This window comes from Parasphingopyxis sp. (assembly GCF_028279465.1).
GTDB lineage: Bacteria > Pseudomonadota > Alphaproteobacteria > Sphingomonadales > Sphingomonadaceae > Parasphingopyxis.
In genome coordinates this window covers 1-19222 of the sequence record NZ_JANQNS010000006.1, presented here as the reverse complement: position 1 = coordinate 19222, position 19222 = coordinate 1, and the positions used below count along the sequence as shown (strand labels likewise).

Annotated in this window: 15 protein-coding genes and 1 tRNA gene; 13 read left to right on the top strand and 3 right to left on the bottom strand. The window is 60.6% G+C overall.

What is annotated here, in order from left to right:
- The first annotated feature begins 4 nt into the window (after positions 1-4).
- Positions 5-901 (top strand): neutral zinc metallopeptidase, encoded by an 897-nt coding sequence (locus Q0974_RS03445; RefSeq protein ID WP_299322668.1) that lies wholly within the window; start codon positions 5-7, stop codon positions 899-901.
- Here Q0974_RS03445 and Q0974_RS03440 read toward each other — a convergent pair.
- Positions 898-3246 carry a hypothetical protein gene (locus Q0974_RS03440; protein ID WP_299322667.1) on the bottom strand — a complete coding sequence of 783 codons (2349 nt, stop codon included), beginning with the start codon at positions 3244-3246 and terminating at the stop codon, positions 898-900. The genes Q0974_RS03445 and Q0974_RS03440 overlap by 4 nt on opposite strands.
- An 80-nt stretch (positions 3247-3326) precedes the next feature.
- Positions 3327-4316 (bottom strand): NADP-dependent oxidoreductase, encoded by a 990-nt coding sequence (locus Q0974_RS03435; RefSeq protein ID WP_299322664.1) that lies wholly within the window; start codon positions 4314-4316, stop codon positions 3327-3329.
- A gap of 204 nt (positions 4317-4520) precedes the next feature.
- Between Q0974_RS03435 and Q0974_RS03430 the strand changes: the two genes are divergently transcribed.
- From Q0974_RS03430 to Q0974_RS03400, 7 genes are all read left to right on the top strand, one after another.
- Positions 4521-4596, top strand: a tRNA-Ala gene (locus Q0974_RS03430).
- A gap of 130 nt (positions 4597-4726) precedes the next feature.
- Positions 4727-5782 carry an AraC family transcriptional regulator gene (locus Q0974_RS03425; RefSeq protein WP_299322662.1) on the top strand — a complete coding sequence of 352 codons (1056 nt, stop codon included), beginning with the start codon at positions 4727-4729 and terminating at the stop codon, positions 5780-5782.
- Positions 5783-5897: 115 nt separating this feature from the next.
- Positions 5898-6827 carry an alpha/beta hydrolase gene (locus tag Q0974_RS03420; protein WP_299322659.1) on the top strand — a complete coding sequence of 310 codons (930 nt, stop codon included), beginning with the start codon at positions 5898-5900 and terminating at the stop codon, positions 6825-6827.
- Positions 6828-6853: 26 nt separating this feature from the next.
- Positions 6854-9211, top strand: a complete 2358-nt coding sequence (locus tag Q0974_RS03415) for a TonB-dependent receptor (RefSeq protein ID WP_299322656.1) — start codon at positions 6854-6856, stop codon at positions 9209-9211.
- Between the two features lie 146 nt (positions 9212-9357).
- Positions 9358-10236, top strand: coding sequence for a TauD/TfdA family dioxygenase (locus Q0974_RS03410; RefSeq protein ID WP_299322655.1), 879 nt, complete (start codon positions 9358-9360; stop codon positions 10234-10236).
- 108 nt (positions 10237-10344) lie between these two features.
- Complete coding sequence (locus Q0974_RS03405; RefSeq protein WP_299322652.1) at positions 10345-11502, top strand: NAD-dependent epimerase/dehydratase family protein; 1158 nt, start codon at positions 10345-10347, stop codon at positions 11500-11502.
- 51 nt (positions 11503-11553) lie between these two features.
- Positions 11554-12315, top strand: coding sequence for a class I SAM-dependent methyltransferase (locus Q0974_RS03400; RefSeq protein WP_299322649.1), 762 nt, complete (start codon positions 11554-11556; stop codon positions 12313-12315).
- Positions 12316-12426: 111 nt separating this feature from the next.
- Here the strand turns inward: Q0974_RS03400 and Q0974_RS03395 are convergent, their stop codons facing one another.
- Positions 12427-13044 carry a sulfotransferase gene (locus tag Q0974_RS03395; protein WP_299322646.1) on the bottom strand — a complete coding sequence of 206 codons (618 nt, stop codon included), beginning with the start codon at positions 13042-13044 and terminating at the stop codon, positions 12427-12429.
- A gap of 211 nt (positions 13045-13255) precedes the next feature.
- Here Q0974_RS03395 and Q0974_RS03390 point away from each other — a divergent pair, with 211 nt between their 5' ends.
- From Q0974_RS03390 to Q0974_RS03370, 5 genes are all read left to right on the top strand, one after another.
- Positions 13256-14560 carry a hypothetical protein gene (locus Q0974_RS03390; RefSeq protein WP_299322645.1) on the top strand — a complete coding sequence of 435 codons (1305 nt, stop codon included), beginning with the start codon at positions 13256-13258 and terminating at the stop codon, positions 14558-14560.
- Between the two features lie 108 nt (positions 14561-14668).
- Positions 14669-16003 (top strand): cytochrome P450, encoded by a 1335-nt coding sequence (locus tag Q0974_RS03385; RefSeq protein WP_299322642.1) that lies wholly within the window; start codon positions 14669-14671, stop codon positions 16001-16003.
- Positions 16004-16068: 65 nt separating this feature from the next.
- On the top strand, positions 16069-17085 hold the full coding sequence (locus Q0974_RS03380; RefSeq protein ID WP_299322640.1) for a polyprenyl synthetase family protein: 1017 nt from the start codon (positions 16069-16071) through the stop codon (positions 17083-17085).
- A gap of 28 nt (positions 17086-17113) precedes the next feature.
- Entirely contained in the window at positions 17114-17644 is a 531-nt protein-coding gene (locus Q0974_RS03375; RefSeq protein WP_299322637.1) for an AAA family ATPase, read from the top strand.
- Between the two features lie 118 nt (positions 17645-17762).
- Complete coding sequence (locus Q0974_RS03370) at positions 17763-19169, top strand: MATE family efflux transporter (RefSeq protein ID WP_299322634.1); 1407 nt, start codon at positions 17763-17765, stop codon at positions 19167-19169.
- Positions 19170-19222 lie beyond the last annotated feature (53 nt).

Sequence of the window (19222 nt, the reverse complement as noted above, 5' to 3'; positions counted from 1 at the left end):
CGCGATGCGCCTCGACGATCTGGATCCGAGCAGGAACACCCGCGACCGAGGACGCGGTGGCAGTGGCGGCGGTGGGTTCAGCCGGGGTGGCCTTGGCGGGTTGATCGGATTGCTGCCCTTGCTGCTCGGCCGCCGCATGGGCCTCGGCACGATCATCATCATCGTGATCATCGGCTATTTTCTTTTCTCGAGCGGCGGCCTGCAGATGGGCGAGGTTACGCCGACGATCCAGTCCGGCCAGGCGTCGGGCGTCGAGCAGCCATGCGACACCGAGGCCGAGCTGTTCGCCTGCCGTGTCCTGACCTCGACCGAACAGACCTGGACCGACTTGTTCCGGCAAAACGGATCGCAATATGCGCCGCCGACGCTCAACTTCTATGAGGGCGGTACGCGTTCGGGCTGCGGCGCGGCGTCGGCCTCTATGGGGCCTTTCTACTGCCCGGCCGATCAGGGCATCTATCTCGACACCAGCTTCTTTCGCGAGATGGAAACCCAGTTGGGCGCGACCGGAGATTTCGCGCAAGCCTATGTCATCGCGCACGAGGTCGGCCACCATGTCCAGTATCTGACCGGCCAGCTGCGCGACGTGCGCAGCCGCCAGCAGGCCGTCGGCCGGGTCGAGGGCAATCGTTTGGAAGTGCGGATAGAGTTACAGGCCGATTGCTATGCCGGCGTCTGGGCGGCGCGCAATCGGGACCGGATGGAGCCGGGCGATATGGAAGAAGGCATGCGCGCCGCCAGCGCCGTTGGCGACGATAGGCTACAACGCCAGGCCCAAGGTTACGTAGTGCCCGAAAGCTTCACGCACGGTACGTCGGAACAGCGGATGCGCTGGCTGCGCCGGGGGATGGAGACCGGCGATCCGGCCGCCTGCGATACATTTGCGACTAACCGGCTTTAGTTTTTGGCCGCGTTCTTTTTGTCGACGAAGGACCAGTTGACCAATGCTTGAGCGATCATCGCGCTGACTAGCGCCATGGTTGCCGTTGCAAGCGTATTGAGCGGTGGCTCGAACGTCATAAGTGCGAATCCCAGAAGCTCGGCGTGATAGATGCCGAGATCGGCCGCAATAGCCAGCGCGCAGCTTACAATGGCCAGTACAAGCCAAAGCGTGGAAACCACTCTTTGTGCCCCCAAGAGACGTAGGATGGCCGGATCCTTGCCATCGGCGTTGGCGAGTTTGAGATTCAATGAGGCCTCCGAGAACCAGCGCCAAATACCGGTCAGCGACAATATCGCCATGGCCGCCGCCGCGGCGCCGAAAATCGAACGGAAGAGCGCGGTAATCCGCGCGATTGCGTCGGTGCTCAACGCCTCGATACCGAGCAGTGCCGCCATGCCGCCGATCGCAGTCTTCACCAAAGCCAAGGTGCTGCCGCTTTTCTGCCCATCGGCAGGGTCTGCCGTTTGCGCGCCTTCCGGCCCCGATGCTTCGTCGGGGTTGCTGCTTCCCGTTGCTATCGCGTCTTTCGCTTTGTCGATCGCCTCGTTTACCGTATCACCGTCCAAACCGAAGGCGGCCAAAATGCCGCCGGCCAGAAAAAAGACAATTCCGGTCAGGATCAGCAGCGCGATCATTATTGCGATATACTGTACCCATGCGAGGATACTGCGACCGGCATTGAGCCAGCGGCTCATGCGGGCCTTGTCTTCGTCGTCTTCAGCCTCCTTCTCAGTCGGCAATGCGCCGCGGATATACCATTTTTCGCTGTGAACGAGTCGCTGCCACCAATATTTTGCCGTGTGAGCGAGATCGTCCTTTTTGTCCTTCCCGTCTGCTTCTTCTTTCTCTTTATCCGCCTCTCTGCTGATTGGTCTGAATAGCCAATTGACGAGATCGTACCGCTGTTCCGTGCGCCGGTTACGCGTCGAGCGTTCGCTCGATCGGAAATAGCGGATGTGCGAGAGGCCGGGCATCCAGTCCATAACGGTGCGGACATTGGTAAGCGGCTTGGGCACTCCCTTCAGGTTTTTCGAATCATATTCGTCGAGAACGCCGGCGACAGGGTCATTGGCCGACGCCACATTGATCCATCGAAACCGTTCGCCGAAGGCCGGCTTGTCGGCAGGTCGGTCGTCGGCGGTCGCGACGATCCGCGGCCAGATCGCCGCAAACTTGTCGAGCGGCGAGCCATAGGTGAGAAATCCGCGCAAGTGTTTGAAGAGCCGCCGGCGGTCGATCACGTCCGTATCGGAGAGCCAGGCCGGGCGGGCCGGCATCATCATGTGAATATCCGAAACCGGCCTTTTTGCGGTGTCCTTTCGATGCTTGAATTTTTGCGGCAACCGCATCCACTGCTCTTCGCTCAAATAGTTGGGAAGAGCGTGGCCGATTTCCGTGAGGCCGTTATACGCCACCACGGAACCCAGACTGTGCGCGCATATATACCAGCCGTCATAATCGCGTTCCGCCATCGCAACCATCTCGGACACCATCCGCCGCCGTATCGGCACGCGTAGCGGCAAGCCGGGATCACTCGCACGGCTGCGATTTGGCGTCGCCCGGCGCTCATAGGTGCGGACATCGCCGACATATTGGAAGATCAAGGTGGTGGACGGCGCATCGGCGAAGAATTCGAACAGCCTTTTGAGCAGCGCCCAGGAGAAAACCGTCAATATCGTTACCAGCCCGGCGGCGGCCAGTCGCACGCGCACGCTCCATTCGGCGAAGAAGCGGCCGGCGACGCTTTCCGGCATTTGGGCAGTTGCTGTTCGAACAGCTTCATCCTGAGTGTCTTCAGTCTTGGCGGCTTCAGAATGATTCTTGTCGCCTCTGCTCTGGCCAAGCTGGTCGGTATCTATGCCCGTGGGATCGATCTCGCTATAGATCGGCGCCGCCCATTGCCCAAGCCCCCAAATCCAGAAACCGATCTTCTCGCCAAGCGAGTCGCGCGCGCCAAGGTCGCTCCACCAGACTTCATGACAGTCGACTTCGATGTCTGTGTCGGAATCCTCTTCGCCCGCGTGCGTTATGGACAGCGTTATCGGCGGCTTCTGCTTCGCGGGGCAGAGATCCACATCCGGGGGCTCCCAGTCCGCCGTCCGGTCCACGACTGAAATCGTCCGCGGGGTTTCGGGCGCTTCATCTGTCTCTTCGGACTTTTTTCGATCTCGAGCTTTGGCCTGCGCCTTGCAGCGCTCTTCCATCTTGAGAAGTTCGGCGAATTCCCGGACCGAATTGCGCAGATGTTCGAAGCGCTTTTGCTCACCGATTCCGTGAACGAATAGCAGGCCGATCCTCGTCATACGCGCCCCTCCTGCAATCAGCATGGATCGCAGGATCGAGTCGGATCAAGCCGAGGCGCTTGAAATCGCGCCCGAAACGGTCAGACCTTGACGAGCATCTTGCCGGTATTGTTGCCGGTGAACAGGCCGAGAAAGGCGTCGACCTGGCTGTCCAGGCCTTCATGCACGGTTTCCTGGCTCCTCAGTTTCCCGGCTTGCAGCATCGCGCCCATATCCTGATGGAACTCGGCCATCCGGTCCATGAACTGGGTGACGATAAAGCCCTTCATCATGATGCCCTTGCCGATCAGGTTCATGATGTAGCGGAACTCCATCGGCTCCATGCTGTTATAGCCCGAGATCATGCCGCACTCGGCAAAGCGCGCGCCCGGATTGGCGACCGCGAAGGCGCAGTCGAGATGCTCGCCGCCAACATTGTCGAAATAGACGTCGAGGCCGTTGGGCATGGCTGCCATCATCTTGTCGAGCAGCTCGCCCTCCGCCTTGTAATCGATGCAGTCATCGGCCCCGAGCGACTTCACCCATTCGCATTTGTCCGCGCCGCCGGCCGAGCCGACCGCCGTCATGCCCTTCGCCTTGGCGATCTGGATCACCGTCGAACCGACCGCGCCGGCCGCGCCGGACACGAATACGATATCGCCTTCCTTCGCCTGACCGACCTCGAGCAGGCCGAAATAGGCGGTCATCCCCGGCATGCCGAGAAAGCCCAGAAAGGACTGTACAGGAATGCCGAGATCGGACAGCTTTTGCGCTTCGGCGGCCGGGATCACGGCTTCGTCGCGCCATCCGGCCATATGCTGGACCATGTCGCCGACGGCGAAACCATCGGCATTGCTCTCGACCACCTCGCCGATCGCGCCGCCCTGCATCGGCTCGTCGATCGCGAAAGGCGGGACATAGCTTTTCACATCGCGCATCCGGCCGCGCATATAGGGATCGACCGAAAGCCACGTGTTGGCCACGCGGATCGTGCTGTCGCCCATCGGTGTCTGCGCGAAATCCTTGAGCTCGAAATTCTCATGCGCGGGCATTGCGATGGGACGGGATTTCAGGTGCCATGCAGTGGCCATAGGTCTCTCCTGGTACGAATCGGGTTTTGAATTGCAACCGAGCGTAGCAGGAATGGATTCGCTTTGTCAGAATTTCCCTGTCGGGAAACCGCGGCATCGGCCTGAGTACGGCAAATAACCGCCGGAACATTCCGCCGTTGCGTGTCGCTCGTGTCGCGGTTAAAGGAAGCGCCCGCCGCGCGAAAGCGGCGGAACCGATGGTGCGGGGCTGTAGCTCAGTTGGGAGAGCGCTGCAATCGCACTGCAGAGGTCGGGGGTTCGAATCCCCCTAGCTCCACCATCGTTTCGAGACAGATGGACGTCCGGGGGACGTTCGTTCGAAACGGCGCCCAAGCCCAAGCGCAAGCGCCGGTCGCCCCCTTTTGACCCATCGCAAGACAGCGGCTCATGGCTCGCCTATAGAATGGCCCATGATGATCGAAGCGCGCGGACTGGGCAGTGTGCGCGTCGCCGCGGCGACGCTGCGGCCGCTCGGCGCGATCATGACGGAGGCGGAACTGGACCGCGGCGCTGTGCTCGAAGCCGCGCACCTACCGGATACCCTGCTCGATGCCGGCCACGAAGACAGTGTCAGCCTCGCCGATTATTACCGGCTGACCGAGCAGATCGCGCTCGCGATCGGCGACGAGACCGTTCATGTGTCGGCCCGTCCGCTGATGCTCGGCACGTCCGATTTCATCCGGGACCGTCTGCGCAACGCCACAACGGTGCGCGGCATGCTCGATATCCTCGCCGAGAGTTACAACGTCATTCATGGCGGGCGCTACAACCGGGTCGCGGCGGCGCGCGATACATTGTCCTTCGTCATGGACGACAGCGATTTTCCCTATGCCATCGCCCGGGACGATGCCTTCATACTCTTCTCGCTCGAAGCGTTGCTCATCTATGTCCATGTCCTGCTGCAATCGAGCAGCACGGCGGACGCGCCGCTTCCGGTGCGCAGCCTGCGCACGCGGCGCGAGAAGGATGCAGCACCAAGCCCGCTCGCCGCATGGGGCGTTCCACTGGTGCATGGCGCGCCGCATTTCGCCATCCATTATGACGAAGCGGTCGCGGACTGGCCGGTCGATCCGGCGCGCTGTTCCGTGCTCGGCTCGCGCACCATCTATGGCGGCATCGCCCGCACGCTCGACAGCCTCGATACGGCCGATCCGCTTGTCGGCGATATCGTCCAGCGGACCGTTCAGGCGCTGCGAGACGGGCTTGGCGATCAGCACGCTGTCGCAAGGCATCTGGGCATGAGCGTCGCGTCACTGCGCCGGCGGCTCGAAGAGCGTGGCGCGACCTTCCGCGATCTGCGCGCGAAAACGCTCGCGCAAGAGGCCAAGCTGAGGCTGGAGCAGGGGCGCTCCGTTGCCGCCATTGCCGAGGAATTGGGCTTTAGCGACGGCCGCAGTTTTGCACGCGCTTTCCGCTCCTGGACGGGCCTTTCTCCCCGGCGTTATCGGCGCGGCACGGGCGACTGAGCGAAAATGTCCCTTTCAAATTGATCGAACCCGTCATCGACCGGCTTGCTTCGGCGCGGTTAGGGAAAGGCAGAAGCTGGCAGCAATAGCCGGTGCTTTCGGGGTAGCGATTGCGATGAAAAGTGCAGCATGTCTTTCGGCCGTCCTGATTGCCGCGATGGCGATCGGTCTTCCCGGCTGCGCGAGCGAAGCCTCCGGCCCGCAAACAGCGACGGCAAGCGAAGCGGCTGCCGAAACCCGCATGGTCGAAATGGACGGCGCGCAGATCCGCGTCCGCCTCGAAGGCCCTGTCGACGCGCCGGTTATCGTGCTGCTGCATGGCTTCACGATGAGCCTGGAAAGCTGGGACGGCTGGGCGGAACAACTCTCCGGCGACTATCGTATCGTCCGCTACGATCTGCTCGGCCATGGCCTGACCGGGCCCGACCCGCTCGCGCGCTACGCGCCCGACGAACGCGTAGCGGTGCTCGGCCGGCTGCTCGATGCGCTCGATATCGAGCGCGCGACATTGGGCGGCAACAGTTTCGGCGGGCTCGTCGCCTGGCGGTTTGCCGCGGCGAAACCCGAGCGGGTCGAGCGGCTGATCCTCGTCGATAGCGGCGCCTATTCGATCTACGGCGTCACCGAAGACCCGGTGCCGGTGCCCGATGCGATGCGCGGCTATCTGCTCGCCGCGCCGCTTGCCGGCGTGCAGGCCTCGGCGATGCAGATCTATGCCGATCCAACCCGCCTGCCGGAGGGCCGGATCGAACAGATCCAGCAAATGATGGCCCAGCCCGGCAATGGCGAGGCCTTTATCGGGCATCTCGAAGAATTCGTGCTGCCCGATCCCGAGGTCGATCTGGCGCGGGTGACCGCGCCGACCCTGATCCTGTGGGGCGAGGAAGACCGGGTGATCCCGCTCGACCATGCCCGGCGTATCGAAGCCGCGATCCCGGATGCGCGGCTCATCACCTATCCCGGCGTGGGGCATGCGCCGCAGGAAGAAATACCGGCGGAGACCGCCGCCGATGTCCGCGCCTTCATTGAGGGCAGCGGCCAATGAGAACGATATCTTACAGGGAGCCAAAAATGACCAATCGCAGCAACCGCGCCATCCGCTATCTGAGCGGGATCGCCCTTGCGCCACTCGCTTTCGCGCTGCCCGGCACTGCCCAAGCGCAGACGGGCACGGGGGCCGAGACGAGCGAAAACCCGCCGATCATCGTCAGCGCCCGGCGGCGCGACGAGGCGCTGGTCGAGGTGCCGCTATCGATCACGGCGGTGAGCGGCGAACAGCTCGAACAGACGGGCACGCTCGACATTACCGAGATCGCCGAGAGCGTGCCGAACGTCACATTCGAAGTCTCGCGCGGCACCAATACGACGCTGACAACATTCATCCGCGGCGTCGGGCAGCAGGATCCGGTCGCCGGGTTCGAGAACGGCGTCGGTCTCTATGTCGACGATGTCTACTATAATCGCCCGCAGGCCGCAGTACTCGACATCTTCAATGTCGAGCGGATCGAGGTGCTGCGCGGGCCGCAGGGCACGCTTTACGGCCGCAACACGATCGGCGGCGCGGTCAAATTCGTCACCCGGCGGCTCGAAGACAGCCCCACCGGCGAAGCGCGGATCAATGTCGGCACCTATGGCCAGTTCGACGGTGTCGCTTCGGTGGCGGTGCCGCTCGGCGATAGCGGATTCTATGTCGGCGGCGCCACAGCACTGCTGACCCGCAACGGCTTCGGCGAGAATCTCAATCTCGGCATCGACAATTACGACAAGGATGTGTTCGCCGCGCGCGGCACCATCGAATATGCGCCGAATAGCGATATCTTCGTACGGATCACCGGTGATTATACCGACGACCGGTCCAATCCGCGCCAGGGCAGCCGCCTGATCCCCGGCCTGCTCACCGGCGCGCCGGTGCTGGATGATGATTTCGATACGCGCGCCGGCTTGCAGGATCCCCGGCAGCGGGTCGAGGCTTGGGGCATTTCCGGTACGATCGAGATCCAGGTCAGCGACACTATCACGCTGCGCAACATCATCGCCTATCGCGATGATGAGAGCACGACGCCGATCGACTTCGATAGCCTGCCAAGTGCCGATCTCGATGTGCCGGCCGCCTATGCCAACGATCAATTCTCCGAGGAATTCCAGATTCTCTACGACGACGGTAGACTAGCGGGCCTGCTCGGCTTCTACTATCTGGACGCCAACGCCTCGACCGATTTCGACGTCATCCTCGATGTGACTGGGCAGCTGACGCCGCCGCCCTTCGGACCGCTACCGGGCTTTACGGCGAAGACCTTTGGCGATGTTGCAACCGAGACCTGGTCAGTGTTCGGCGATTTCACCTTCGATATCACCGAGCAGTGGAGCCTGTCGGTCGGCGGGCGCTACACCAATGACCGGCGGGATTCACGCGTTCTGCGCCAGAGCTTCATTTTCGGTCCGACGCCGCAATTCGGCGGCAACAATCCGTTTCTGACGCTGATCGCGACGACGTCCGATTTCGACGGCAGCGAAACGTTCGAGGAATTCACGCCGCGCGCTTCGATTTCCTACCGGCCGACGCCCGATCACAATATCTATTTCGGTTATGCGCGCGGCTTCAAGGGCGGCGGGTTCGACCCACGCGGCCAGACGAGCGCCGCGCCCGATCTCGACGGCGACGGCGATATCGACGATGCGGATATCTTCGAATTCATGCGCTTCGCGCCCGAAACGGTCGACAGTTTCGAACTCGGCTATCGTGGATCGCTCGCAAACGGCGCGGTCAATCTCGCGCTCGCCGGCTTCTATGCCGATTATACCGATATCCAGATTCCGGGTTCGGCCGGCGTCGACAGCGACGGGGATGGTACCAACGATACCTTTATCGGCATCACCTCCAATGCCGGCGCGGCGACCATCTGGGGCATCGAGTTTGAGGGTCAGGCGCGTGTCGGCCGCGATCTTGCGGCGGCCGGAGACCGGCTCGGCTTCAATTGGGCGCTCGGCTATATCAACGCCGAATATGACGAGTTTATCGATGCGTTCGGCGTCGATGTCGCCGACCAGCGTGTCTTCCAAAATACGCCGGAATGGACGCTGTCTGGTACGCTCGATTATTCGGTGCCGCTATGGGATGGCGATCTCAATTTCCTGACGACGCTCAGCTATCGCAGTGAAACGAGCCAGTTCGAAGTCAGGAGCCCGCTCGACCAGCCCGGTTATGCGCTCTGGGATGCGAGCTTGGTCTGGACGTCTGACGACGATCATTGGCAGCTCGGCGTGCATCTGAAGAACATTACCGACGAACGCTATATCGTTTCGGGCTATAATTTCGTGGCGCCCAACGGAATGGGTGGCTTCGTCCCGACGCTCGGCCTCGAAGGCACGCTGACCGCCTTTTACGGCGATCCCTTCCGTGCCTTCGCCAGCGCCCGGATGCGCTTCTAGCGGACAGGCGGGAAGCCGGCGCGCGCGATCGTCGATACCGCCCTATCGGCATTGTACTGACGCAGACGGGACAGGGCACCCGTCTTGCCTGCACGCCGCTTTGCGTTCACCTTGGCCGTTCGCAAGAGTCGTAGGAGAGTTGGGCCATGGCCGATATCGATGCTGCAACCGAAATCCGGGCGGAGGCCGATGTGCCGTTCACCGTTCGCCCGCTGACACCGGCGATTGGCGCGGAACTGCTCGATATCGATCTCGGTGCGCCCGACATCGCCGATGCGATACCGGCGATCCGGCAGGCGCTGCTCGATCACAAGGTCATCTTCTTTCGCGATCAGGATATCACGCGCGAACAGCATCTCGCCTTTGCGCAGATGTTTGGCGAACTCGAAATCCATCCGGCGACGCCCAAGGATCAGGACTATCCGGAGATCCTGCGCATCGAACATGGGCCGAAAAGCCGGGGACAGGAAAATGCCTGGCATTCGGACGTCACTTGGCGCGCCGAACCGTCGCTCGGCTCGATCCTGCGCGCCATCGAAGTGCCCGAGGTCGGCGGCGATACGCTGTTCGCCGATATGCACGCGGCGTTCATGGGGCTGTCCGACGAGATGCGCGGTTTCATCACTGGGCTGACCGCAGTGCACGATATCGCGCGCGTTTTCGCCAAGCGGCTCGGCAAACGGCCCGAGGAGCTACACGACCAATATCCGCCGATGGAGCATCCGGTGGTGCGCACCCACCCGGAAATCGGACTCCCCTGCCTTTATGTCAACACGGCCTTCACCAGCCATATTAAGGGGCTCTCCGAACAGGAAAGCGCGGATCTGCTGCGCCATCTCTACGCGCAGGCGAGCAATCCGGAAATCCAGTGCCGCTTCCGCTGGACGCCGGGTTCGATCGCCTTTTGGGATAACCGCGCCTGCCAGCATTTCGCCGCGTCCGACTATTTCCCGGCGCGCCGCGTGATGGAACGCGCAACGATCAAGGGCGACCGGCCTTACTGGGACGGCGCGGCCGCAGCCTGAACCGATCCCGGCGGCGATGCCATTCCCGGCTTGACCATCGCCGCGCAAAAGCCTTTACGACCGCATAACCGATGCCGCCGCAGGGCGGGCCATCGAACGGAGTAGTATATGAAGGTTATCATTCTGGGCGGGGACGGCTTTTGCGGCTGGCCCAACGCGCTCTATCTGTCGCAGCGCGGCCATGACGTGATCATCGTCGACAATCTCTCGCGCCGGAAGATCGACGTCGAGCTGGAGGTCGAGAGCCTGACGCCGATCCGCCCGATCGGCGAACGGCTGCGCATCTGGAAAGAACTGACCGGGAAAACGATCGATTTCCATAATTTCACGGTCGGCGAACATTATCACCGGCTGCTGACGCTGATCGAAGACGAAAAGCCCGACGCAATCATTCATTTCGCCGAGCAGCGCGCCGCGCCCTATTCGATGAAATCGAGCGCGCATAAACGCTACACGGTCAACAACAATCTCAACGCGACGAACGATGTGCTCGCCGCGATCGTCGAAAGCGGGCAGGATATCCACCTCATCCATCTCGGGACGATGGGCGTCTATGGCTATGGCACAGCGGGGATGAAGATTCCCGAAGGCTATCTGAATGTGAAGGTCGATACCGAACATGGCCCGGCCGAGCAGGAAATCCTCTACCCGGCCAATCCGGGTTCGATCTACCATATGACGAAGACGCAGGATCAGCTCTTCTTTTTCTTCTACAACAAGAATGACGGGGTGAAGATTACCGATCTGCACCAGGGCATCGTCTGGGGCACGCAGACCGAGGAGACGAAACTCGACGAGGGGCTGATCAACCGTTTCGACTATGACGGTGATTATGGCACGGTGCTCAACCGGTTCATCATGCAGGCGGCGATCGGCTATCCGATGACCGTGCACGGTACGGGCGGCCAGACCCGCGCCTTCATCCACATCACCGACACCTGCCGCTGTATCGAGCTGGCGCTCGAAAACCCGCCGCAAACCGGCGAACGCGTGAACATCCTCAACCAGATGACCGAGACGCACCGGGTGCGCGATCTCGCCAAGATGCTGGCCGAGCGCACGGGCGGCGAAATCGCCTATCTCGACAATCCGCGCAACGAGGCGGACGAGAACGATCTGCACGTCGCGAACGACCGGTTCCTAGGCTTGGGGCTAGATCCGGTAAAGCTCGGTGACGGGATGGTCGCCGAAGTCCGCGACATCGCGGCGAAATATGCGGACCGCTGCGATCGCGAGAAAATTCCCTGCGTGTCGACCTGGCGGTGACTTTGAAGCTGATTCCCGCCCGAACCATATCTCCTGCCAGAAAGGCCTTGGATGTTTAGCGACCTCGCCCATTATCTCGAAAATGAGTTCGAAGACGTGCAAGGCTGGTGCATTCCGCAGCTCTGGCAATCGATCGAGCCTCTGGCCCGAGCGATGCGATCAGATGGAGACGCCGGGCCGGTTGCCGAAATAGGCGTCTATCACGGCAAATTCTTTATCGGCCTCGCCAAAACCATGGGCGCGAAAGCCCATAATACTGCCATCGATGTGTTTTCGATGCAGGAATTCAATCTGGATGGCGCTGGCAAAGGCGACGAAGCCGTCTTTCGCAATAATCTGGAACAGTGCGGTATCTCCGAAGCGACCGATCTTATCGAAGCCGATTCGATGGGGTTGAGCGATGATGACGCCGCTGCGTTACGCGCAAAGACGGGCGGTTTTTCAATGTTCAGCGTTGATGGTTGTCATACCGCCGAGCATACGGTGAACGATCTGGAATTCGCCCTCAAAGTTATTCGGCGGGACGGGATCATTTTCATCGACGATTATAATAATGCGAACTGGCCCGGCGTGCAGGAAGGGATAGCGAAACACTATTTCGGCGGATCACGGCGCTTCGTGCCTGTGCTTTACAGCTGCAACAAACTGTTGCTCTGCAATCTGTCTTTTCATGATCGCTATATCGAAACCGTACTCGCGCACCTCAAGGAGCATTTTCCGGACACGCGCTGTCGCGATCATGCGCGTTTTGGCTATCGGTGTCTTTCCATATTCTCAGACACCGCTGATGGGGCTGTTCTTAGCAGGGTTTAACGATCGCTAGCCGTCACAGCCACAACCAATAGGGACCCTCCTGTCGGAAACTTAGATTAATCCATGGTCACCGACGACCAAGCCAAAGCACAGGCCGGACGATCAAAGGCTTCAGTTCGTCTCGGCTTTCCGAAACAGTTTCGCGGAAATATTGTGATGGCCCCATAGCGCCGGATCAGTATCGAAATCCGGAGATAAAAATTCGCTTATGATCTCGGGCTGAGCGCTTTCCAGCTCGTAGTGAAGAAATCTGCTATTCTCCGCAGCGCTGAAATACTCGATGACTTTTCGCGAATGCGCGAGATATGAATTCTTCCATATCGACGCTAGCTCATCATCAGTATCTATCGAAAGAGCTTCCTTATAGCGCCGCGCAAAGGATCCGTTTCCATGAACGAATCTTGAGTTAATCCATTTATCCACGTCCCTTGTGACCAGCAGATAATAGCTGTCTGGATAGTGATCATGAATGTATTCGAATAGAGACGCTGCTTCATAGAATGTGCTACTATCGAGGTAGTTAATATCGCAATAGCCTTTAAATTGATCGATATTGCGGAGAGGATCGAGCCCAGAGAAGAAGTTATTGGATATATGGATGGCTAGATTGGCCGCCTTTTTCTTTCCGCCGTTGTGGCAAGATTTGATTCCATTCCCTTCAAGAAATCTGTGAAACGTGCCCGTTGCACATTTATTCAAAGATAGGTTGAATATCTTCTTCTCGTTCATGAATTCTGCGTCCACTGTTCGATGCTATATAAAGGCAGAGTTTGTTTGTTGTTCCAACTGATGACGTTGGCTAGAGGGTGAATTCGGTCGCAGGCAGTGATCGGGGAATCGTAACGACAGGTCAATCTGGCATTTGCAGCCACGAGATTTTCCGCCGAGATGTTGGTTTTGTTCCGGGAAACGCGCTGCCGTTGGGTGGAGAGTAACGCTAATGATGCAAAGCGACGAGCCTAATATTTTTGGCGGGACGTTTCGCAAACTCGCATTTCGACAGACATCAGAAGATTTGCCCGCTCCCGACCAGAAAGACGATCAGGAAGTGAAAGCTGTCGCTGGCGTGATGGTCACTTTCGAGATGGAGGGGGACTGTCTGGATGATTTTGGATATCTCCAGATGCGATTCCGCCTCACCCGGTCGACGAGTGATCCGCAACCCGTCTCCGTGTCCGTGCATGTTCTAGGCGTAGCGAGCCCACCACGACAGATTTTCGAAGATGGAGAGATATATCTCGATTATGGGATCAAAAGCGCATTAGCGAAAAAAGGGAAGTTGAAAGCCTTTCTGTTCGTAAGCGGAGAACGGCCTCCGACCGAGGGTTGGTCAATTGAGTGTGTGTCGCTGCGCGGGGGAATTCGCAGCGCTAGTGAAATCAACCGCTCTATATCCGCTGCGCGGACATTGGCCAAAGAGGAACAGGGTGACGCCGGATGGTTCGACCATGATCAGCTCATAGACGGTATGATCGAGTTCGTTGAGTCGGGTCGTCCTATGTCAATGGTTCGATTTGGCGATGGCGAAGGGCGCATACTTGGCTATCCTTCGGATTTTTCGAATTCGGAAACGATACCTCAGTGCCTTCGATACATGTTCGGCCGCAAGGCCTTGGATGAAATCTATGCCCGCGATCCGGTTTTCGGCGTACCGAACGCGATGATGGAACTGCAGGGGTTTCTCAGAGAATCGATTCAGGAGGCGGATTTTCTCGGAACCTCGAGTTTCAAGCATATGAGACTGGACGGCACGGGCAATGTGATTTGGGCGCAGCTGGCCTTTTGTCGTGCCTATCTCGCATGTCGCGAGAAAATTTCGGCTTTGGGCGCTGATCGCGCGTTCGACACTTTCATATTCAGGTTCGCCGCGAGACATGGGAGTCTCGATCGCCTGATCAATATTTTGGATCATGTCACTTTTGTCACGCATACCGATCCGAGACCCAAATTTTTGGATCGCTATCCTAATGTGAAGCGCGCTGACTTCATCCAGATCCCCGGCCACGCATCGTTCACGCAGCCCGAGAGCAGCCATTATCCATCCGAATACCGAAACATTGTCGATCGACTCAGAGTTGAACGCGAAGGCTCCGTTTTCTTAGTTGGCGGAGGATATCTCGGGAAACTCTATTGTACCGAAATAAAGCGCAGGGGCGGAATAGCGATTGACCTGGGCGGTGTTTTCGATGCGTGGATGGGCGTCGGAAGATCTCGATTGGTGAAGCAAACGGATCTGCGGCTCTAAACGGCACTGGTTGGCCAAAGAAGTTTTCGGTCCGACTCCCCTTAACGTGAACGTAAGCGTCGGCTAGACATTCTCGACGTCCGCAAACCCGCACCGGAGAACGCCCTGATGCTCGAGCTCAACCACGAAAACTATACCCGCGTCGATTGGACCGGCCCGCGTAACGCGCCCATCTACGATGTCGGCGAGATCGTGAATCTTTCGGACATCGATCTGTTCCGCAAGGGCCAGCCGATCGAGGGTTATGTCGAGCTTCTCGAAAAAGCGCCGATCTATTGGCAGGACGAGCCGATGGAGAAGGAGCCCGGCTATTGGGCCTTCTCCCGCTATGCCGATGTGAAGACGATTTCGAAGAAGCCCGAGATTTTCTCCAGCCAGAAGGGCGGCGTGAACATCTCCTATGGCGATCCGGACAATATGCACCCGCTGCTCTCGCCGGCCGCGCTCGACAATATGATCGCGCTCGACGGGGAATCGCATCTCGAGCTGCGCCGCCAGCATATGCCCTTCTTCACGCCTGCCTTTATCGCGAAGCTCAAGGAGAAGGTCGACGTCAAGGTCGGCGAACTGCTCGACGAGCTGGCCGAACATGCGCCGCACTGCAATCTCGTCGACGAGTTCGCGGCGCAGTTGCCGCTGTTCACCCTGGCCGAGCTCTTGGGTGTCGACCAGGCGGACCGGCCGCGGCTCGTCCAGTGGATGACGGACCTGGAGATGGCGCCCTATTTCGGCGCGATCCGCGAGGGCCTGCTCCAGCCGACACCCGAGATGATCCAAGTCTATAATGGCTGGGAGGACCGGATCCGCGAATTCTTCGATTACGGTATGCACGAGATCAAGAAGCGCCAGGAGGAACCGCGCGAGGACCTTATGTCCGCCATCGCCAACGCCGTCGTCGATGGCGACACGATGCCCGAAATGTATCTCTATGGCGCCTGGGAACTCATCTTCATCGCCGGCAACGATACGACGCGCAACTCGATCAGCGGTATGATGAAGCTGCTGACCGAGAATCCCGATCAGAAAGCGAAGCTCGTCGAGGATCTGGATCGCCTGCCCAATGCGATCCAGGAGGCCGTGCGGCTCGTGTCACCGGTCATCCATATGAAGCGTACGGCGCTCGAGGATACCGAAGTCGGCGGGCAGAAGATCGCGGAAGGCGAGAAGGTCGTCATGTGGTATGGCGCGGCGAACCGCGATCCGGCGATGTTCGAAAACCCGCACGCCTTCGATATCGAGCGCAAGAATGCGGCGAAGAATCTCGCCTTCGGCTTCGGCAAACATGTGTGTCTCGGTCGCCAGATCGCGCTGATGCAATTGGAGGCCGCCTATCGCCAGCTGCTCGTCCGCTTCCCGGACATGCATATGGACGGCGAAATGGTGTGTGCGCCGAACAATTTTGTGCACGCGATCACCGAGCTTCCAGTGACGTTCAAGGCGTAGGGACGGGATCGCGAGACGGCTTGCCCTTGCCTTTCGGAGCGAAGGTCCGCAAACCCCACACCATCATGAGCGCAACCGTAACCCCGATCCGTGGCGGCGATACGCCGCCCTCGCTCGATCCGATCATGGCGCTCGTCTCGGCCGATCTGGACCGGGTCAATCATGTCATCCTCGATCGCATGCGCTCCGACGTGCCGTTGATCCCGGAGCTTGCCGGGCATCTGATCGCGGGCGGGGGCAAGCGGATGCGGCCGATGCTGACGCTGGCCTGCGCGAAGCTGCTCGATTATCCGGGCGACCGGCATCACAAGCTCGCGGCCTGTGTCGAGTTCATCCACACGGCGACGCTCCTTCATGACGATGTCGTCGATGTCAGCGATCAGCGGCGCGGCAAGAAGACGGCCAATGTGATCTGGGGCAATCCGGCGAGCGTGCTGGTCGGCGATTTCCTATTCTCGCGCTCGTTCGAGCTGATGGTCGAGGATGGCAGCCTCAAGGTCCTGCGTATCCTGTCGGGCGCGTCCGCCGTGATCGCCGAGGGCGAGGTCAACCAGCTCACTGCCCAGCGCCGGATCGATACCGGCGAGGATCGCTATCTCGAAATCATCGGCGCGAAGACCGCCGCACTCTTTGCCGCCGCGTGCCGCATCGCCGCCGTCGTCGCCGAACGCGACGAGGAGGTCGAGGAAGCGCTTGACGCCTATGGCCGCAATCTCGGCATCGCTTTCCAGCTCGTCGATGATGCCATCGACTATGTCTCGGACGAAGAGGTGATGGGCAAGGATGTCGGCGACGATTTCCGCGACGGTAAGGTGACGCTGCCCGTGATCCTCGCCTATGCGCGCGGCAGCGACGCGGAAAAGCAATTCTGGCGCGACGCGATCGAAGGGCGGCGGGCCAGCGATGAAGACCTCGCGCATGCCAAGGACCTGCTGATCCACCACAATACGATTGCCGACACCATGGCCCGCGCCCGCCATTACGGCCAGCGCGCGATCGACGCGCTGGGGCCGTTCGCCAGCGGTCAGGCCAAGGCCGCGCTGACCGAAGCCGTCGAGTTCGCCGTGGCACGGGCCTATTAGCCAGACTCCCGCAGATCGGGGACCCATCATGCGACGTTTTGTCCTGACCGGCGCCCCCGGCGCGGGCAAGACTGCGATCATCCGCCAGCTAGCGGCGGAGGGGTTTGCAACCGTACCCGAGGCGGCGACCGATATAATCGCGCGTGAACAGGCGAACGGTATCGACGCGCCTTGGGAGCGCGACGGTTTCATCGCGCAGATCGCCACGCTGCAAGAGCAGCGCCTTGCCGGGGCAACCGGCGCGATCCAGTTTTACGACCGCTCGCCGATCTGCACCTATGCGCTGGCGCGGCATCTCGACGTGCCGGTACCGCCGGTGTTGACGCGATTGCTGGACCGGATTGCCGCGCAAAAGCTGTTCGCGCGCCGCGTGTTTCTGATCGAAAGCCTCGACTTTATCGAGAACACGGCCGCCCGGCGGATCGGTCTCGACGAGGCGCGCCGTTTTGGCGCGCTCCATGCCGCGCTGTACGCCGAACTCGGCTATGAATGCGTGTCTGTTGCCCCGGCGTCCGTTGCTGACCGGACCGCCTTTGTGCGCGGCCATGCTGTGACCTAAAGGATACAGCGGGCGGAAACACTGTTGCGCGAACGCCGCAACGCCTTTCGCCCGGCCCCGCAATCGCGTTACACCGCCGCCATCATGACCAACGTGAGTCGCCTCTAACCGTGCCCAAATGGCTACCAGGATCGCCCTTGACGGCCATCGCACGCCCCTGCGCGCGGAGATTCGCGCCACCCTTGCGCTCGCCCTCCCCCTAATCCTCGGGAATTTCGCGCAAAACGCGATCAACACTACCGATATCATCATGCTCGGCCGCTACGATGTGAACGCGCTCGCCGCGTCCGCGCTGGGCGTGAACCTCTATTTCGCGCTCGTCATGTTCGCGGTCGGGGTTGTCATGGCGGCCTCGCCGTTGATCGCGGCGGCGCGCGGCAAGCGCATCCATCCGGTCCGCGATTCCCGGCGCACGGTGCGCCAGGCGATCTGGCTATCGATCATGATCAGCGTGCCGATCTGGCTGATCATCTGGAATACCGAGGCGGTGATGCTGCTCTTCGGGCAGGAGGCGCGGATATCGGCCGAGGCGGCGTCCTATAACCGCTTCGCGATGTGGGGCATGCTGCCCTTCCTGATCTTCCTCGTGCTGCGGCTCTATGTCTCCGCGCTGGAACGGCCGATCTGGGGCGTGATCGTCACGGTGATCGGCGTCGGCTTCAATATCGTCGCGGACTGGCTGCTGATCTTCGGCCCCGGCCCGTTTCCCGAACTCGGGCTGGAGGGTGCCGCGATTGCGAGCGTGATGTCCAACATCGTGCTGATGCTCGGCATGATCATCGTCACAACCGGGCTGAAGCCATTTCGCCGCTATCGCCTGTTTGCCAATTTCTGGCGCAGCGACTGGCCGCGGCTCTGGCATATAACCAAGCTCGGCGTGCCGATCGCGATCATGCTGACGCTCGAAGTCACGATCTTCAGCGCGGCGATCTTCCTGATGGGGCTCATTGATCGGGATTCCGTTGCGGCCCATGCGATCGCGCTGCAGATTGCGGCGTTCGCCTTCATGATCCCGCTCGGCCTCTCCCAGGCGGCGACCGTGCGCGTCGGCTTCTACTATGGCCGCGAAGATAGGGACGGCATCCGCCTCGCCGGGCAGGTCGCCTATGGATTGGGCGTCGGCGCGGCGATGCTGCTCGCGCTGATCATGATCGTCGTTCCCGGGCCTTTGGTCAGCCTGTTCATGGAAGAGGGCGTCGGCCCGGGCAGCCGGGTGTTCGACCTCGCCGTCAGCTTCCTGTTCATCGCCGCGATGTTCCAGCTTGCCGACGGGGTGCAGGCCGTGGGTGCTGGCGTTTTGCGCGGGCTGCAGGATACGCGCTGGCCGATGCTTTTCGCCGGCTTCGGCTATTGGGTCGTGGGCATCGGCGTGGCCGTCGGCCTCGGCTTTTATGCCGGGATGGACGGCATCGGCATCTGGATCGGCCTCGCCGCCGGGCTCGGCGTGGCGGCCGTCCTGCTGACCGCGCGCTGGATGATGCGCGAGCGGATCGGTTTGGTGGAGTATACGCCGAGGGCGGAGTGAAGGTCGAAGGGCGCGGAAGTTCTTTTTGTCAGACCTCGCCTTCGGCTCGGCGC